12 protein-coding genes are annotated in these 16,570 nt (G+C 59.3%); 2 read left to right on the plus strand and 10 right to left on the minus strand.

All coding sequences use genetic code 11. From position 1 onward, the window contains the following. Positions 1-400: 400 nt before the first annotated feature. From L6758_RS02255 to hisS, 5 genes are all read right to left on the minus strand, one after another. Complete coding sequence (locus L6758_RS02255) at positions 401-1,261, minus strand: hypothetical protein (protein ID WP_237205273.1); 861 nt, start codon at positions 1,259-1,261, stop codon at positions 401-403. A gap of 222 nt (positions 1,262-1,483) precedes the next feature. Next, positions 1,484-2,821, minus strand: coding sequence for a replication-associated recombination protein A (locus L6758_RS02260; protein WP_237205355.1), 1,338 nt, complete (start codon positions 2,819-2,821; stop codon positions 1,484-1,486). A gap of 69 nt (positions 2,822-2,890) precedes the next feature. Then, positions 2,891-3,325 (minus strand): D-aminoacyl-tRNA deacylase, encoded by a 435-nt coding sequence (dtd, locus tag L6758_RS02265; protein ID WP_237205274.1) that lies wholly within the window; start codon positions 3,323-3,325, stop codon positions 2,891-2,893. A 600-nt stretch (positions 3,326-3,925) separates the two neighbouring features. Continuing rightward, entirely contained in the window at positions 3,926-5,698 is a 1,773-nt protein-coding gene (gene aspS, locus L6758_RS02270) for an aspartate--tRNA ligase (protein WP_237199408.1), read from the minus strand. Positions 5,699-5,806: 108 nt separating this feature from the next. Beyond that, a complete protein-coding gene (gene hisS, locus L6758_RS02275; RefSeq protein ID WP_237199409.1) occupies positions 5,807-7,159 on the minus strand; it encodes a histidine--tRNA ligase in 1,353 nt (450 codons plus the stop codon). Positions 7,160-7,458: 299 nt separating this feature from the next. On the opposite strand from hisS, the gene L6758_RS02280 reads away from it, so the two are divergent. Both L6758_RS02280 and L6758_RS02285 read left to right on the plus strand, forming a co-directional pair. Then, on the plus strand, positions 7,459-8,748 hold the full coding sequence (locus L6758_RS02280; protein WP_237205275.1) for a DUF349 domain-containing protein: 1,290 nt from the start codon (positions 7,459-7,461) through the stop codon (positions 8,746-8,748). 159 nt (positions 8,749-8,907) lie between these two features. Continuing rightward, positions 8,908-9,663 (plus strand): type IV toxin-antitoxin system AbiEi family antitoxin, encoded by a 756-nt coding sequence (locus tag L6758_RS02285; RefSeq protein ID WP_237205276.1) that lies wholly within the window; start codon positions 8,908-8,910, stop codon positions 9,661-9,663. Here the strand turns inward: L6758_RS02285 and L6758_RS02290 are convergent. The 5 genes from L6758_RS02290 to ruvB form a co-directional block, all read right to left on the minus strand. Further along, positions 9,660-12,038 (minus strand): RelA/SpoT family protein, encoded by a 2,379-nt coding sequence (locus tag L6758_RS02290; RefSeq protein WP_237205277.1) that lies wholly within the window; start codon positions 12,036-12,038, stop codon positions 9,660-9,662. The genes L6758_RS02285 and L6758_RS02290 overlap by 4 nt on opposite strands. Before the next feature lie 130 nt (positions 12,039-12,168). Next, a complete protein-coding gene (gene secF / locus L6758_RS02295) occupies positions 12,169-13,245 on the minus strand; it encodes a protein translocase subunit SecF (protein WP_237205278.1) in 1,077 nt (358 codons plus the stop codon). Further along, positions 13,238-14,983 carry a protein translocase subunit SecD gene (gene secD / locus L6758_RS02300; RefSeq protein ID WP_237205279.1) on the minus strand — a complete coding sequence of 582 codons (1,746 nt, stop codon included), beginning with the start codon at positions 14,981-14,983 and terminating at the stop codon, positions 13,238-13,240. Before secD ends, secF begins: the two co-directional genes overlap by 8 nt. A gap of 86 nt (positions 14,984-15,069) precedes the next feature. Beyond that, positions 15,070-15,417 (minus strand): preprotein translocase subunit YajC, encoded by a 348-nt coding sequence (locus tag L6758_RS02305; protein WP_237185745.1) that lies wholly within the window; start codon positions 15,415-15,417, stop codon positions 15,070-15,072. A gap of 110 nt (positions 15,418-15,527) precedes the next feature. Continuing rightward, positions 15,528-16,565 carry a Holliday junction branch migration DNA helicase RuvB gene (gene ruvB, locus L6758_RS02310; protein ID WP_237205280.1) on the minus strand — a complete coding sequence of 346 codons (1,038 nt, stop codon included), beginning with the start codon at positions 16,563-16,565 and terminating at the stop codon, positions 15,528-15,530. Positions 16,566-16,570 lie beyond the last annotated feature (5 nt).

The raw sequence follows: 16,570 nt of genomic DNA on the forward strand, positions 1-16,570 counted from the left end.
GTGTGAAAAAGACACGACCTCATAGAGTACAAGCACACCCTAGTGCCAGCGACTTGCCCGCTATGAAAGGTCTGAATACCATCATAGAGGCTTATCACGGAAAATTCATCAACAGATTCCATCAAAAGTTAAAGAGCCACGCAATCCTGTGTGTACCCATAACTACCCTCACATCAGCGATAACCCCTAGCATGACTTATCAAATTCATTGATATACCTAATAGCATCGCACTTGATCCATTAAAAACATCAGGATGCAACGAGCTAACTTTCCGACCAACATCCAACCATGTGCTTTTTAGCACATGTTGCGTGTCGTCCTTTCGCCCTACAGTCCATGTGCAGCCTTGGAATCAAATTTTAATCCCAAGGCTGCAAACTATGCATGCGTACGAGGATTTTAGAAGATACCGTTATTGCTGATGCCGGTAGCGTTGTTGATAACACCCGGGGGGTAAGTATCGCTGCGGTAGTTACCCGAAACATTAGACCAAACAGAGCTTCCGACAGACCAGGCAGTCGCACCACCGAACAGGGTGCGGGTGGTGCCACCGTTGCCCCAAATCGCAGTCCCTTCGGTAAAGAGGGGCCCAGCAAACGAGATAGTTACAGGAACCACGGTGCTGAGCTTGGACTGGTAGTAGGCCTCACAAGCGGCAAGGTCTAGGCCTGATTTTGTGGCAATGCTCGACAGGGTGGGGTAAATGACGGGGGCCTGAATTAGGGTTGCCCTCACTTTAATGCCGTCAATATTGGTTCCGGTCGAGAAATTGGTATCTGAAACGTTGTCATTACCACGAGCGTTGCCCACCAGGTTTTCTCCGGTAGCAGTCCACGTCCAGGTACGAGCGGCCTGGCCATCAACCACAGCTTCAGTCACCCTTGAAGTTTTTCCCCAGGAGGTTGCTGCGGTCAGTGGGCCATTGGGTAAACGTGTATCACCATTGGCGCGCACAGCAGCAAATTCAACGACAAGTCCCTGGGTGCCCGAGAGTTCAACATCGTAGCTGGAGTTGTTAATGATGTTAAACGAGGGCACCTTAGAAAAGCCGTCTGCCAAGCCGACCGACGGCTCTGTCCAGTAGGCGGTAAAAGTGGAGGTCTCCATCTCCTTAAAGGCGGCGTCAATAGAAGCAATCGCAGTAGTTGAGCAAGAAGTTGAAGAAGCTGCATAAGCAGGAATAGCGGTTGTAGCTATAACAGCAGGAGCAGCCCATGCGGCACCCTTAGCTAGGGAACGACGACTAATAGGGTGAGTCATGTGTATACCTTCAGTGCGAGTTATCAAGACGTGTTGTTCAATCTAAAGAAGTACACTTGAACTTCTTTAAGTAACACAACCATAATACACAAAATTACATACGTATTTGCAAGAAGATAGAAAATTGGGTGGAAGTCATACACAATCCCATTAAACTGGGTGTCTAGTCAGGCAGCCTGCACTACCTAATGACAGCTGTTGAACCAACTGCGCCTGTACGCTCTAGCTTTTACGTAGCACACCAATGCGCTTAAGCCTTTCCCCCAGCTCCTTTTCCGCCCCAAAAACCGTTGGCCTGTAATAGGCCTTCCCTACAAGTGCATCGGGGGCATACTGCTGGCGGGCCACTCCGTTCTTTTCATCGTGGGGGTAGATATAGCCCCTGCCGTGCCCCAGGGCAGCAGCTCCCGGGTAGTGCCCATCGCGCAGGTGCAGGGGAACCGGCCCTGCCAAGCCGGCGCGGACGTCCGCCAATGCCCCATCGATAGCCCGGTACACAGCGTTTGACTTAGGGGCAGACGCCAAATGAATCGTCGCCTGCGCCAGATTCAGACGGGCCTCGGGTAGCCCCACCAGCTGAACAGCTTGGGCAGCATTCACCGCGGCGGTCAGGGCCGTGGGGTCAGCCATGCCGATATCCTCACTGGCATGAACAATCAGGCGGCGGGCAATAAACCGGGGGTCCTCCCCCGCCTCAATCATGCGCGCCAGATAGTGCAGGGCGGCATCCACGTCTGAGCCGCGAATCGACTTAATAAAGGCACTGGTGACGTCGTAGTGCTGATCCCCCTGCTTGTCATAGCGCACCACCGACCGGTTGACCGCCAAGCTCGCGTGCTCAGCCGTCACCTGCAGAGGCTGACTGACGGAGTACTCAACCCCGGCATCCTCAGCCTCACCAAACGCCACAGCGGCAGCAGCTTCCAAAGAGGTCAGAGCCTTGCGGGCGTCCCCATTGGCCATTTTGACCAGGTGCGCAGCAGCATCGTCATCCAGAGAAATCACACCGGCAAAACCCCGGGCGTCAGCAACCGCCCGTTGGAGCAGTTCAGCAATATCTGTATCGGTGAGCCCCTGCAGGGTCAACAGAATAGAACGCGACAGCAGGGGTGAAATCACCGAAAACGAGGGATTCTCGGTGGTTGCCGCCACCAGCACCACCCAGCGGTTCTCGACACCCGGCAAGAGGGCGTCCTGCTGGGCTTTAGTGAAGCGGTGAATCTCATCAAGAAAAAGTACGGTAGTAAGTCCGCGAAAATCGCGGTCCTCAAGGGCCTGCTCCATCACGGCGCGAACGTCCTTTACACCGGCAGTAATAGCAGAGAGCTCAACGAACTTGCGCCCGGCTCCCCCGGCAATCACGTTGGCCAGCGTAGTCTTGCCTGTACCGGGTGGGCCCCACAAAATAACCGAGCTCGGCCCCGCAGGCCCGCCCCCCTCACCCGCCAGAACCCGCAGAGGTGAGCCCGGGCCCAGCAGGTGCTTCTGCCCTACCACCTCATCGAGAGTGCGGGGGCGCATACGCACGGCCAGCGGAGCCCGCTCCCGCCGACGCGTCACCTGCTCGCTATCGGTATCTGGCTGAGAATCATCAAAAAAGAAGAGAGAGGGTTCCACGGTCAACTTGCCTTAAAGGGAGTCGGTATCGAGAATCAGGGTCACAGGGCCGTCGTTCGATAGACTGACCTGCATATCGGCGCCAAAGAGGCCGGTCTCCACGGTTACCCCCAGGTCGCGCAGGGCCTGCACATAGGCCTCAAAGAGGGGTTCACTCACCGGGCCGGGAGCAGCTGCCGACCAGGACGGACGCCGCCCTCTCTTTGCATCCCCATAGAGAGTAAACTGGCTGACCGCCAGCACCGGTGCACCCTCATCGAGCACAGACCGCTCCCCTTCTAAGAGGCGCAGGTTAGCGGTTTTATCTGCCAGCTTAGCTACCTGAGCGGGGCCGTCCTCGTGGGTTATACCCACCAGAACCAGCAGGCCTGGCTGGTCAATTTTCCCTACTGATTGGCCGTCGACAGTGACGGCGGCTGAGGTAACCCGTTGAAGAACTGCGCGCATGGGTGCTCCTTTGTCTGGAGGGTGGCTGACGCTTCTAGCCTATCAACTGCCCTAGAAAAGACCAGAAAAACCAGAAATACCCACCTAGTTCGTGGGTATTTCTGGTTTAAATGGTACCTACCGGGTGAAGGTCAGACTCATCGGATGAGGCACCCCCTCCACTACCTGCAGGTTACTTTGCCTGTTCTTTCCGGCGAAGATTCTTAAAGTATGAACGAGGCTTTGCTAAATTAGCCTCAATCTCTGCAATAATTTTCAGTTGTTCTGCCACTTCTTGCTGTCGGCGGCTTTGAGACACATGTTGGACCTTACGGCCAGCCCTATCAATCGACTTTGGTGAATGGGTAACTACTATCGAAGTCATCAGGTGTACCCCTTTCTCAGTTAACTCAATTATCGTCGGTTGCGGCTGAATCTCCAAGACTTTCTAGATGATTCTTGTCTGGTTTCCTGTTCGAGCTCTTCCTTATAGGTCTTAACTATTGGTAAGAGGAAGGTAAGCATTTTTCACTCCCGGCTAGAAAGGACCATTTAAACCAGAAATACCCACCTAGTTCGTGGGTATTTCTGGTTTAGATGGTACCTACCGGGAAGGGGCGTTTACTTCTCGCCGTCCTTCTTGGGCTTGAAGTCCACACCGGCTTCCTTACGCTGCTGCGCGGTAATCGGCGCAGGGGCTGCGGTCAGCGGGTCGTAGCCGCCACCGGTCTTGGGGAAGGCAATGACGTCGCGGATAGAATCGGTGCCACCGATCAGCTGCAGCACGCGGTCCCAACCAAAGGCGATACCGCCCATGGGGGGCGCACCGAAGCTGAAGGCCTCCAGCAGGAAGCCGAACTTCTCGGCAGCCTCTTCCTCGGTAATACCCATGACCTTGAAGACACGCTCCTGCACGTCACGCTGGTGGATACGGATTGAACCGCCACCAATTTCGTTACCGTTGCAGACGATATCGTAGGCGTAGGCCAGAGCCTCACCGGGGTTCTCGTCGAAAGAATCCAGGTACTCGGGCTTGGGTGAGGTGAAGGCGTGGTGCACTGCGGTCCAGGCTGAGTGGCCCAGGGCGACGTCGCCGGACGCGGTCGCGTCAGCAGCTGACTCAAACATGGGGGCATCCACAACCCAAACGAAGGACCAGTCACCCTCCTTGATAAGCCCGGTGCGGTGGCCGATTTCCACGCGGGCTGCGCCCAGTAGGGCGCGGGAGGCCTTTGCCTCACCGGCTGCGAAGAAGATGCAGTCGCCGGGCTTGGCGCCGGTAGCCTCAGCCAGGCCCTCACGCTCAGCATCGGTGATGTTCTTAGCAACGGGGCCGGTCAGCTCGCCGTCCTCCTGAATCAGCACGTAGGCAAGACCTTTAGCACCGCGCTGCTTAGCCCATTCCTGCCAGGCATCCAGGGTGCGGCGGGCCTGGGAGGCGCCACCGGGCATCACAACGGCACCGACGTAGGGTGCCTTGAAGACGCGGAAGGTGGTGTCCTTGAAGTAGTCGGTCAGCTCGGTGAGTTCCAGGCCGAAGCGAAGGTCGGGCTTGTCAGAGCCGTACTTCTCCATGGCGTCCTTGTAGGTAATACGCTCGATGGGGCGGGGCACCTTGACGTCAATCAGGTTCCAGACGGCCTCAACGATACGCTCGCCCAGGTCGATGATGTCTTCCTGGTCAACGAAGGAAGCCTCGATATCCAGCTGGGTGAACTCGGGCTGACGGTCAGCGCGGAAGTCCTCGTCACGGTAGCAGCGGGCAATCTGGTAGTACTTCTCGATACCGCCCACCTGCAGCAGCTGCTTGAAGAGCTGGGGTGACTGGGGCAGGGCATACCAGGAGCCGGGTGCCAGACGGGCGGGCACCAGGAAGTCGCGGGCACCTTCGGGGGTGGAGCGGGTCAGGGTGGGGGTTTCTACCTCGGTGAAGTTCTGGCCGTGCAGAACCTCGCGGGCGGCTCGGTTGGCCTCTGAACGCAGGCGCATGAGACGAGCAGGCTCGGGGCGACGCAGGTCCAGGTAGCGGTACTTGAGGCGGGCTTCTTCGCCCACTTCAACGTGCTCATCAATCTGGAAGGGCAAGGGGGCTGAGGTATTGAGCACCTCGGTCTCCTTGACCATAACCTCGATTTCACCGGTGGTGAGGTTGGGGTTTTCGTTGCCCTCGGGGCGGCGGGTTACTTCGCCCACGACCTTGAGGACGTACTCGTTGCGCAGGTGCTCGAAGTCGGCTTCGTTGTGGAAGACAACCTGGGTGACGCCTTCGCGGTCACGCAGGTCAACGAAGGCCACGCCACCGTGGTCGCGGCGGCGGGCTACCCAGCCAGAGAGGGTAACGGTTTCTCCGATGTTCTCGGCGGTTAGTTCGCCGAGGGTGTGAGTGCGTAGCACTGAGTTCCTTTCGATGGGGCACGGTACCGGGTGGCACTGTCTTAAGTTCAGTTTGCTCCCGATTTTACCGTGTTGTGGTGCGCCTGGCACCGGTTGGACGGGTGTGAATTAGGCGGTAGGGAGCACGCGCACGTGCAGGTCGTCGGCGGGCGGGGCCCAGGTACCGGGGTCAGCAGCTACCTGCTCGCCGGTGCGGATGTCTTTCACCTCGTGGGTGAGTTCGCCGTTCTCCCCCGCTGAGGTGAACCAGACGAAGGGGATGCCGCGCTTTTCGGCGTATTTAATCTGCTTACCAAACTTGGCGGCGGTGGCTGAGACCTCGCAGGCGATACCGCGGGCGCGCAGGGCGTCGGCGACGTCCTGGGCACCTGACCACATATCGTCGTTGGTGAGGGCGATGAGGACGGCGGTGGGCACCTTGCGGGTTGCTTCGGCAAAGCCCTGGGACAGGATGCGGGCCACCAGGCGGGTCACGCCAATGGACAGGCCCACACCGGGGTAGGTCTTCTTGCCGTTTGAGGCCAGGGACTCGTAGCGGCCACCGGAGCAGATAGAACCCAGCTGTTCATGGCCTACCAGCACGGTCTCGTAGACGGTGCCGGTGTAGTAGTCCAGACCGCGGGCGATGGAAAGGTCAGCTACTACCTTGCCGGGGGCGCGCTTAGCTGCCTCACCGATAACCTCGGTCAGTTCAGCTAGGCCCTCTTCGAGCAGGTCATGGGTGACGCCCAGGGCACGTACCTGATCAGCAAAGGAGGTATCTTCAGCGCGGATACTGGCAAGCTTCAGGGCGGCAGCGGCCTGCTCATCGGTAGCACCGACCTCGTCCTTAAGAAGCTGGGCGACGGCGTCCGCACCGATCTTTTCAAGCTTATCGATATTGCGCAGCACCCCGGCGGTGTCGGTCAAGCCAAGGCCCAGGTAGAAGCCCTCGGAGAGCTTGCGGTTGTTGACGCGCAGCTTGAAGTCGGGAATCGGCAGCTTGGAGAGCGCATCGACGATGACCAGGGCCAGTTCCACGTCGTAGCGGAAGGGCAGGACGCCGTCGCCAACGACGTCCACGTCGGCCTGGGTGAACTCGCGGGCGCGACCCTCCTGGGGGCGCTCACCGCGCCAGACCTTCTGAATCTGGTAGCGCATAAAGGGGAAGGAAAGGTAGCCGGCGTTCTCTACCACGTAGCGGGCAAAGGGAACGGTCAGGTCAAAGTGCAGGGCCAGCTTTTCCTTCTTGCCGCCCCGGGCTTCGTCCGCATCATCAAGCAGACGGGAGACCGCGTAGACCTCTTTATCGATATCGCCCTTGCGCAGCAGCTGCTCAATGGTCTCTACCGAACGGGTCTCAATCGACGAAAAACCGTGAAGCTCAAAGGTCTCTCGCAAAGTATCGAGAACAAAATTCTCTACCAGGCGTTCCTCGGGCAGGTGCTCCGGAAAACCAGAAAGCGATTGTTTGCGAGCCATGTGCTCCCCTTTTATCGGTTGAAAACGGTCGAAGTAGGTAACGTGCCCTCGCGAAACAAGCGGTCTCACAGCAGAGCACAGTCCCTTTAATACTAGACCGAAGGCGCACCTGCCGGGTAATTGCACCCGCTTTCGCCCTAAACACGCTATGCTGGTAACTGCGCCACCTGCGCCCGATAGATTATTGCCACCTCTTCGCGAAGCGGCAACCAGCCCTATCGACACGGCCCGGTCTGGTGCACTTTTCATTACTTAAACGGGGGTTCGCCCCCACTACTGATGCGAAAAGAGTTATAGCGGTGACTACCCAATCCGACGACACCACCCTCAACGTAGACCTCGACAAGGCCCGCAAGTTCGGCCGCGTGGACGAGGACGGCCACGTTTTCGTTATCGTTGACGGTGAAGAATACGCCGTAGGCCAGGTACCCGGCGCATCTGCCGACGAAGCCCTCGCCTACTTCGCCCGTAAGTTTGAGAACTTTGAAGCCCAGGTTGCCCTGCTCGAAGAGCGCGTAGAGCGCAAGGCCAAGGCCGCTGACCTGCAGAAGGCAGCTGCCCACCTGGGCCAGCAGGTTGCTGTGCGCAACATGGTGGGCGACTACGCCGCCCTGCAGGAACGCCTGGTTGCTCTGGTTGGCAAGATCAATGAGCGTGAGGAAGCAGAGAAGACCGAGAGCGCCGAAGCTCGCCAGGCAGCCCTCGAAGCCCGCGAGGCCATTGTGTCTGAGGCTGAGGCTATCGTGGCTAAGGACGACTCCGCTATTCACTGGAAGAACTCCCACGCCCGCATGAACGAGCTCTTCGAAGAGTGGAAGAAGACCCAGAAGGAACACCACCTGGCCAAGAGCATCGAGGACGAGCTGTGGAAGCGTTTCCGCGCTGCCCGCACCAGCTTTGACCGCCGCCGCCGCGCCCACTTCTCCCAGCTCGATGAGGCTAATGCCAAGGCTAAGCGCGTGAAGGAAGCCCTCATCGCTGAGGCTGAGGCTCTGCAGAACTCCACCGACTGGGCAGCTACCGCCGCTAAGTACCGCGATCTGATGGACCAGTGGAAGGCAGCCCCCCGCGGCACCCGCAAGGAAGATGACGCCCTGTGGGCCCGCTTCCGCGCAGCCCAGGACGTCTTCTTCGACGCCCGCACCGCTGTGAACGCTGAGCTGGATAAGGAATTTGAGGCTAACCTGCAAGCTAAGGAAGCCCTGCTGGAAGAGGCCCGCGGCATTCTGCCCGTTACCGACATCGCTGCGGCTAAGAAGACCCTTGAGGGTATTCTGGACCGCTGGGAAGCTATCGGACGCGTACCCCGCAACTCGGTGCGCCGCGTTGAGCAGGAACTGCGTAAGGTTCAGGACGAAATCCACCGCGCCGAGAACGCCAAGTGGCAGAAGACCGACCCGGCTAAGCAGGCTCGCGCTAACTCCATGCTGACCCAGCTGGAGGACGCCATCGCCGGTCTTGAAGCCGACCTGGCCAAGGCTGAGGCCAGCGGCAACGCCCAGAAGATCAAGAAGGCCCAGGAAGCCCTGGACGCCCGCAAGCAGTGGCTTGAGACCCTCAAGGTTTCTTCTGCTGAGTTTGGCGCCTAAACCTCAGCTTTATCTGTGACGTCTTTGTGACGCAGAATCCCCCGTCTACCGGCCGGTAGACGGGGGATTTTTGTGGATAAGTAATTTTAGGCGGGAAAGTTATCCACAGCCTGGCAACTTTTTATCGTGCATCCTGCGTTGATGTGCTAAAACGTAGGCATGGAACATCTCAACTCACTCGGTGCTCTCTCAGAGCTCCCCTTCCCCCTCGCCCCGGGAAGGCCCAGCCCCCACAACTCTCTGCAGGTGATCGCCCACGACAGCAGTTCTTTTCAGCCTGCCCGGGCAGAGCACAAGCAGCCTGAATCGCGGGAGTTACCGGCGCTCGTCCGCCTGTATAGCCAGCAGACCACGGGGCTCCCCGCAGCTCAGTGGCGGGCCTTCCTCAAGGAGCGCGAGCTGGTGCACTTTCATCACGGCATCTACCGGGAACCGCAGGACGAGCCCACCCCACTTATGCGGGCAGCCAGCCTGGGTTTACTTACCCCGGCAGGCTACCACCATCGGATTCGCTATAGCCGAACCACCGCAGCCTGGGTGTTGGGCTACCTGCCCGAGTTACCCGAAGGGCGACTGCATGTAGACTACGACCGCGATAACCGGTGTAACCTCCCCCGCTCCTACCGGGCAGACTTTGCCACCCATCAGGCCCAGCTTCGCCCCTACGACACCATGACCATCGGGCCGATCCGTCTCACCACGCCGCTGAAAACCGCACTGGACATCATTACCCACTCGGTCGATGAGGGCGACCTGGCTATCGTCAAAGCAATCCTGCTCGATAGCCAGAACAGTGTTACTCCTGAGCTTCTGCTCCAGAGTGCCCGGGAGCAGATGAGCCTTAAAGCTACAGCCCTGCTCAGGGCCCAGCACCTGGCCCACCAGCTTGAGGCGGCAGAAATAGCCGGGGTCTAGCCCTGCTGGTTCATGAGCGGACGCGAGCCGGTCAGGCGGTAGGCATTATAGATGCCGGGGACGTTGCGAATCTGGTTCAGCAGGTGCTCCATCATGAAGCGGTCAGAGAGCTCTACGGTGTAGCGGTTGACCACAAACCGTTCGTCGCTGGTGTGAACCTTGGCGTCCACGATATTGCAACCGGCCTCAGAAATAACCCGGATGGTGTCTGAGAGCAGGGCCTTACGGTCGATGCCCTCCACCTGAATCGATACCCGATAGACGGAGTTACCGTGGGAAGCCCATTCCACCGCGGTCTGGCGGGGATCATCGGCCTGGCTTAGCACGTTGGGGCAGTCAGTACGGTGCACCGAAATACCCTGCAAGCGGGTGACGATACCGACGATTTCGTCGGGCGGTACGGGGGTGCAGCAGCGGGCGATCTTGGTCAAGATACCCTCAGCACCGGGAACCACAACGCCGTTATCATCGCCCACCGTGCGGCGGTTAGACACCAGGGACGCATCGAAGCTATCGATTTCAACGGTCTGATCGACATCGTCCTCGCCATAGTAGAGGTTCACCAGGGAGGTAATGACGGCCTGGGTCTCCACCTCGTTCTCGCCCACAGCGTGGTAGAGAGTAGCAACGTCGTGCTTGTGAAGGTCCTGGGCTACCTGCAGCATGAGCTCAGGGGTCATCATCTTGGTCAGGGGCAGCTCGTGCTGGCGCATAGCCTTGACCACGCGCTCCTTGCCCCGGTTCATGGCCTCAATACGGCGGCCCTTGGCGTAGTGTTGGCGAATCTTGGTGCGCGCCTTGCTGGTGCGCACGAACTTGAGCCAGTCCTCACTCGGGGCGTGGTTCTCATCCTTGGTTGTCTGAATCTCAACCGTTGAGGCGGTCTCGAGCTCGGTGTGCAGGGGCACCAGCTTGCCGTTGACTTTAGCGCCAATGGTGCGGTCCCCCACCTCGGTGTGGATAGCGTAGGCAAAGTCAACCGGGGTTGAGCCCACCGGCAGGCTAATAGGCTTACCCTGCGGAGTCAGCACCACAATCTCATCGGTCTCAAGCCGCTCAGACAGCTGCTGGTAGAATTGCTCAGACTCGGGGTTGGAGTTCGAAATCTCAGAAATCGACTGCAAAATGCCGATGTTGAAGGCAGCGGTCTGGGTGCTAGGTTCCTTGGGTGAAAGGTCTACCTTTTCACCGCGGGAGGCAGCCTTGTACCGCCAGTGGGCAGCCACACCGTACTCAGCCTCTTCGTGCATCTTGTAGGTGCGGATCTGGATTTCTAGGGGCAGGCCGCCGGGCCCGTGCACCGTCATGTGCAGTGACTGGTAGTGGTTGTGCTTGGGCTGCTTGATGTAGTCCTTGAAGCGCCCAGGAACCGCCATCCACAGGGACATCACGTGCCCCAGGGCGGTGTAGCAATCGTTCTCGTCCTCGACCATGATGCGCACGGCCAGAATATCGTTGATATCGTCGAAGCTCTTACCCTTGGTCTTCATCTTCTGATGAATGGAGTAGTAGTGCTTGGGGCGGCCCGTTACGGTGGCCTCAATACCTACCTGGGCCAGGCGATCCTCAATCGTCACGCGGGCCTCGGCCAGGTACTTTTCGAGCTTAGGGGTACGCTCGCCCACCATCCGCACAATCTCGGCGTAGATATCGGGGCTCATAGCGGCAAAGGAGAGGTCTTCCAGCTCCCACTTGATGGTGTTCAGGCCCAGGCGGTGGGCCAGTGGGGCATAGATCTGCAGGGTCTCTTCGGCCTTACGCGCCGCGGAGGCACCGGAGACAAACCGCCAGGTACGGGCATTGTGCAGGCGGTCAGCCAGTTTGATGAGCAGCACGCGAACGTCCTGCGACATAGAGATAACCAGCTTGCGAATTGTCTCGATGGGGGCGTTATCGCCGTAGCTGACCTTATCAAGCTTGGTGACGCCATCAACCAGATAGGCGACCTCGGTACCGAAATCAGCGGTGAGCTGCTCCTGGGTGTACTCGGTATCTTCGACCGTATCGTGCAACAGACCAGCGACCAGCACGGGGCCGGTAGCACCTATCTCAGCCAGGATGGTCGTTACGGCTACCGGGTGGGTGATGTAGGGGTCCCCGCTCTTGCGCTTCTGCCCCCGGTGGTAGTGGTTAGCGACCTGGAAGGCCCGCTGCAGCACCTCAAGGTCTTCGTCGGGGTGGTACTTCTTGACGGTGCGAATCACCGGTGCCAGTACCGGGGAAAAACGCGGGGCGGGGCCCTCTTGCTGCTCACGCCCAAATACCAGGCGGGTTGGCACACGCCCCGAAGCAGACATGACCCGGTGCGACCCGCGAACCGGCCGCTTACCCTCTGTGCGAGAATCCTTCTGGCTGCTCTCTTCTGACCGGCTCATGCCCAATTCCCCCTCAAACTGAAATATTCGTGTGGGACTATCTTAGATTAATTCCACACTGTGTGTAATAAAAACGGGAGCGGACTCTCGTCCACTCCCGTTTCTAGGGTAAAACACCTAGCTGTTTGGTCTACTTGCTATCGAGGTTTACCGAATGCACGGTGACCATCACCGGGGCATCCTGCTGCGCGACGGCGTCCTCGCGCTCCTCGCCCTCTTCTACCTGCCCCTGGCGGGCACGGCGGACGAGCTCGGTATGCTCACGCACGCCCTTCTCGCCCAGGCGCAGGGCAGCGTAGGTAGGAGCCGCTACAAAGAGGGTGCCCAGGGTACCGATGATGATACCGACGAAGAGGGCCAGGGAGAGGTCCTTGAGGGTGCCCGCCCCCAAGAGTAGGGCGCCGATAAAGAGAATCGAGCCCACCGGCAAAATACCCACAATCGAGGTGTTGATAGAGCGCACCAGGGTCTGGTTAACCGCCAAGTTCACCTGCTCAGCGAAGGTGGTGTCGCGGCGCTTCTCTAGCCCCTCGGTGTTCTCACGAATCTTATCGAAAACCACCACGGTATCGTAGAGAGAGTAGCTCAGCACGGTCAGGAAGCCGATAATCGCACTGGGGGTAATCTCAAAACCGATAAGAGCGTACAGGCCCACGGTAGTCACGATGGTAAAGATCAGGCCAGCAATTGCCGAGACCGACATCTTCCAGGTACGGAAGTACAGGGCCATACCGATCATCACCAACAGAATAAACCAGACCAGACCCACCAGAGCCTGCTGGGTCACCCCGGCACCCCAGGTGGGGCCTACGAAGGACGAGGTCACCTGGTCAGAGCTCACGCCGTAGGCTGACTGCAGGGCCTGACCCACAGCCAGAGTCTCATCGTCGGTCAGCTCACTCATCTGAGCACGTACGGTACCCGCAGCGATATTAGTGACGCGCACGTCGGTCGCCTCGGGGGCGGCGTCCGCAATCGCCTGCTGACCGATAGAAATATCGGCATCGGCCACCTGCGACACGGTGAACTCTGAACCACCGCGGAACTCAATACCCAGATTGAAGCCACCGCGCACCACCGGCACCAGGGCCGCCAGCACAACCAGAGCCAGGGCAATCGTCAGCCACAAACGACGCTTAGGCACAAACCCAAACGACCGCTGACCAGAATGCAGTTCGTTACCGAACTGAGCGAGTTTATTAGCCACGGCGGGCCTCCTCGGTAGTGGTGGAATCTGCGGCAGGCAGGGGCTCCGCATCAGCACTCCCCTGCTCCGCTTCGGCTTCAGCCGCCTCAGCGGCAAGGCGCTCGCGGCGCTTACGCTCAGCCAGGGAGAGGGAACCTTCGGCTTCCTCAGGGGTGCGGACGCGCCCCGCACCCCTGTAGAGCGGGGTAGAGCCGAGGGCTACCGGGTCCATGCCCGAGAAGCGGCCGCCGTTACGGAAGTAGTCCTTGCGGCCCAGCAGAACCATAAGCGGGTGGATGAAGAGGAAGGTGATGATCAGGTCTGAAATAGCGGTGAGACCCAGGGTGAAGGCAAAGCCGCGCACGTTACCAACCGAGGCGAAGTAGAGAACCACCGCTGCCAGCAGGTTCACGGCCTTGGAAGCCATGATGGTGCGCTTGGCGCGCAGCCAACCGTGGTCGATAGCGGCAGGGATGGTGCGGCCGGCACGAATCTCATCGCGAATACGTTCAAAGTAAACGATAAAGGAGTCTGCCATCAGGCCGATTGACACAATCAGACCGGCCACACCTGCCAGAGACAGGCGGTAGTTCATCAGGTGACCCAACAGCACAATCACCCCGTAGGAGAGCAGGCCAGCCACGATAATCGAGGTGATATTGACCAGGCCCACCAGGCGGTACTGGAAGAGGGAGTAGATAAATACCAGCAGCAGGCCAATCAGACCGGCGATCAGGCCCATCTTTAGCTGGTCAGCACCCAGGGTTGCAGAAATCTGCTGCTCCGACTGGATAGTGAAGCTAATGGGCAGGGCACCGTATTTGAGCTGCTCAGCCAGGTTGGCCGCCTCTTCTTCGGTAAAGTTACCGGTGATTTGGGGCTGGCCGTTGGTAATCACTGCCTGGGTGACGGGGGAAGAGAGCACCTGGCCGTCCAGCATGATGGCGAACCGGGCGCGGGGGTCGGACGCGTTGGTGCCGCGAATAGCGTTCAGGCGGGTGGTGACGTCCTTAAAGGTCTGGGTAGCAGCCTCGTTGAAGACGATGTTCACGCCCCACTGGCCGGTCGCGTAACCGGTTGAGCTAGCCACCTGGGAGTAGGAGGCTGTGTCGATATCGGTACCCTCGATTTCGATGGGGCCCAGGATGTACTTCTCACTTCCGTCTGAGGCACAGGCGACAATGGCGGAGTTGGGGTCCTGGTTAGAGGTATCGACGTTGGCGGGTACGGTGCAGTCCAGCTGCTCGTACTGGCGCCAGAGGTCGCCAGTAACCCAGTTGTAGTCCGACCCGTCGGTGGGTTCAGCGGTCGGTGAGGGCAGGGCGTCCTCGGCTGCAGCGGCGTCCGCTGCAACCGCTTGGGGGGCACCGGCGTTAATGACGGCGCGGAAGCTCATCTGCGCCGAGGTCTGAATCAGGTTACGGGTTTCGGAGCTCAGAGTGCCGGGTACAGAAACCACGACGTTCTGGCCCGACTGGGTGGTGACTTCTGCTTCCGCCACGCCCGCGCCATCGACGCGCTGGCGGATAATTTCAACAGCCTGATCGAGCTGTTCAGCGGTAATAGCCTCGCCAGAGGAATCGTTGGTCTCGGGCGAGAGAATGAGCTGGGTGCCGCCAGAGAGATCTAGGGCCAGTTTGGGAAGCCAGGTGCCCCCGGCAAAGGTCGTGCCGAAGATACCTCCGGCCAGTAAGAGCAACACCAGGGCCATCGAGGCAAGTGCGCCTCTGGCTTTGGTGACGTGGGATGGTTGAGCCATCGGTACCCCTTCAGGTGAGTGGGTTCGTGAAACGTGAAAAAGCGCGCCACCTCTAGGTTGAGAGGTAGCGCACCCTAAGCTGTGGTTTAGTTTTTGGGATCGTCTGCGACTTCACCCTGGATGACAGGACGCTCGGCGTCGGCTACCGGCGCGGCAGCGGTGTCTTCCTCGATGCTGGTGACGGTCATGAGGTGAACCTTGGCCACGGTGCCGGGAGCGATTTCCAGGTGGGCGGTGTTAGCTTCCTTGTCGATGGAGACTACCGATCCGTAGAGGCCGAAGTTGGTCATGACCTGGGTACCTGGCACCATGGCGTCCTGGCGTTCTTTAATCTGCTGCTGGGCCTTTTTGGCGCGACGTGCGGGGAGCACGATGAGTACCAGCATCATGATGCCTAGGAGTAGGAGCATAAACAGGGGTGAGCCTGACTGCACGAGAATCCCTCTTAACGTGGTTGATGGGGGGTGAACAAACTAAGTCCCCATTCTATGCTAAGTTCCTTGCCCTTGGCTGGCTGCCCCTTGATATTACAGGCACCTAGCCGCTAGGGCAGGTCCGGAGCCTCCAGTCCCAGGTGCTCCCAGGCAGCAGGCAGGGCAACACGTCCGCGGGGTGTTCGCCCGATTAAGCCCTCTCGAACTAGATAGGGTTCAGCCACGGTTTCAACGGTTTCCGTCTCTTCGCCCACGGCTATAGCCAGGGTAGAAAGGCCTACCGGTCCCCCGCCGAACTTGGTAATCAGAGCTTCAAGCACCGCGCGATCGAGGCGGTCAAGGCCGCGCTCATCGACCTCATACATGTTCAAGGCTGTGGCCGCAGCTGAGGCTTCGATACGGTCAATGCCATTCACCAGAGCCCAGTCACGCACGCGCCGCAGAAGACGGTTGGCGATGCGGGGGGTACCGCGGGAGCGGCCCGCGATTTCAGCGTAACCTTCGGGGCTGATGTTGAGTTCCATCAGACCAGCCGACCGGCGGATGACGCTTTCCAGCTCGGTCACGGAGTAAAACTCTAGGTGGCCGGTAAAACCGAAGCGGTCACGCAGGGGCCCGGGCAGCAGACCCGCACGGGTGGTTGCCCCTACCAGGGTGAAGGGCGGTAGCTCTAGCGGGATAGAGGTGGCACCGGCCCCCTTACCCACCACGATGTCCACTCGGAAATCTTCCATGGCCATGTAGAGCATTTCTTCTGCCGGGCGACTCATTCGGTGAATTTCGTCGAGAAAGAGCACCTCGCCCGGGGTCAGGGAGGAGAGAATCGCAGCGAGGTCACCAGAGTGCTGAATAGCCGGGCCGGAGGTGATACGCAGGGGGGCGTCCATTTCGGCAGCAATAATCATCGCCAGGGTAGTCTTACCCAGGCCGGGAGGGCCCGACAGGAGCACATGGTCGGCCGAGCGTCCGCGCATCTTCGATGCCTCAAGCACCAGCGACAGCTGCTGACGCACGCGCTGCTGCCCCACAAAGTCATCAAGAGACTTGGGGCGCAGGGCCGCCTCAATCATTTTTTCTTCTGGCTCTTCATCCATCGAAACCAGGCGCTGGCCGGGAATCTGGCCATCGGCGTGAGGGAACTGGCTCATACTCT

Source organism: Rothia nasimurium (assembly GCF_928382285.1).
GTDB lineage: Bacteria > Actinomycetota > Actinomycetes > Actinomycetales > Micrococcaceae > Rothia > Rothia nasimurium_E.

Coding starts and splice junctions, on each gene's coding strand:
- ruvB (WP_237205280.1), bottom strand. CDS start 16,565: ATGAGCCAGTTCCCTCACGCCGATGGCCAGATTCCCGGCCAGCGCCTG.
- hisS (WP_237199409.1), bottom strand. CDS start 7,159: ATGGCTCGCAAACAATCGCTTTCTGGTTTTCCGGAGCACCTGCCCGAG.
- L6758_RS02285 (WP_237205276.1), top strand. CDS start 8,908: ATGGAACATCTCAACTCACTCGGTGCTCTCTCAGAGCTCCCCTTCCCC.
- L6758_RS02255 (WP_237205273.1), bottom strand. CDS start 1,261: ATGACTCACCCTATTAGTCGTCGTTCCCTAGCTAAGGGTGCCGCATGG.
- L6758_RS02290 (WP_237205277.1), bottom strand. CDS start 12,038: ATGAGCCGGTCAGAAGAGAGCAGCCAGAAGGATTCTCGCACAGAGGGT.
- dtd (WP_237205274.1), bottom strand. CDS start 3,325: ATGCGCGCAGTTCTTCAACGGGTTACCTCAGCCGCCGTCACTGTCGAC.
- secD (WP_237205279.1), bottom strand. CDS start 14,983: ATGGCTCAACCATCCCACGTCACCAAAGCCAGAGGCGCACTTGCCTCG.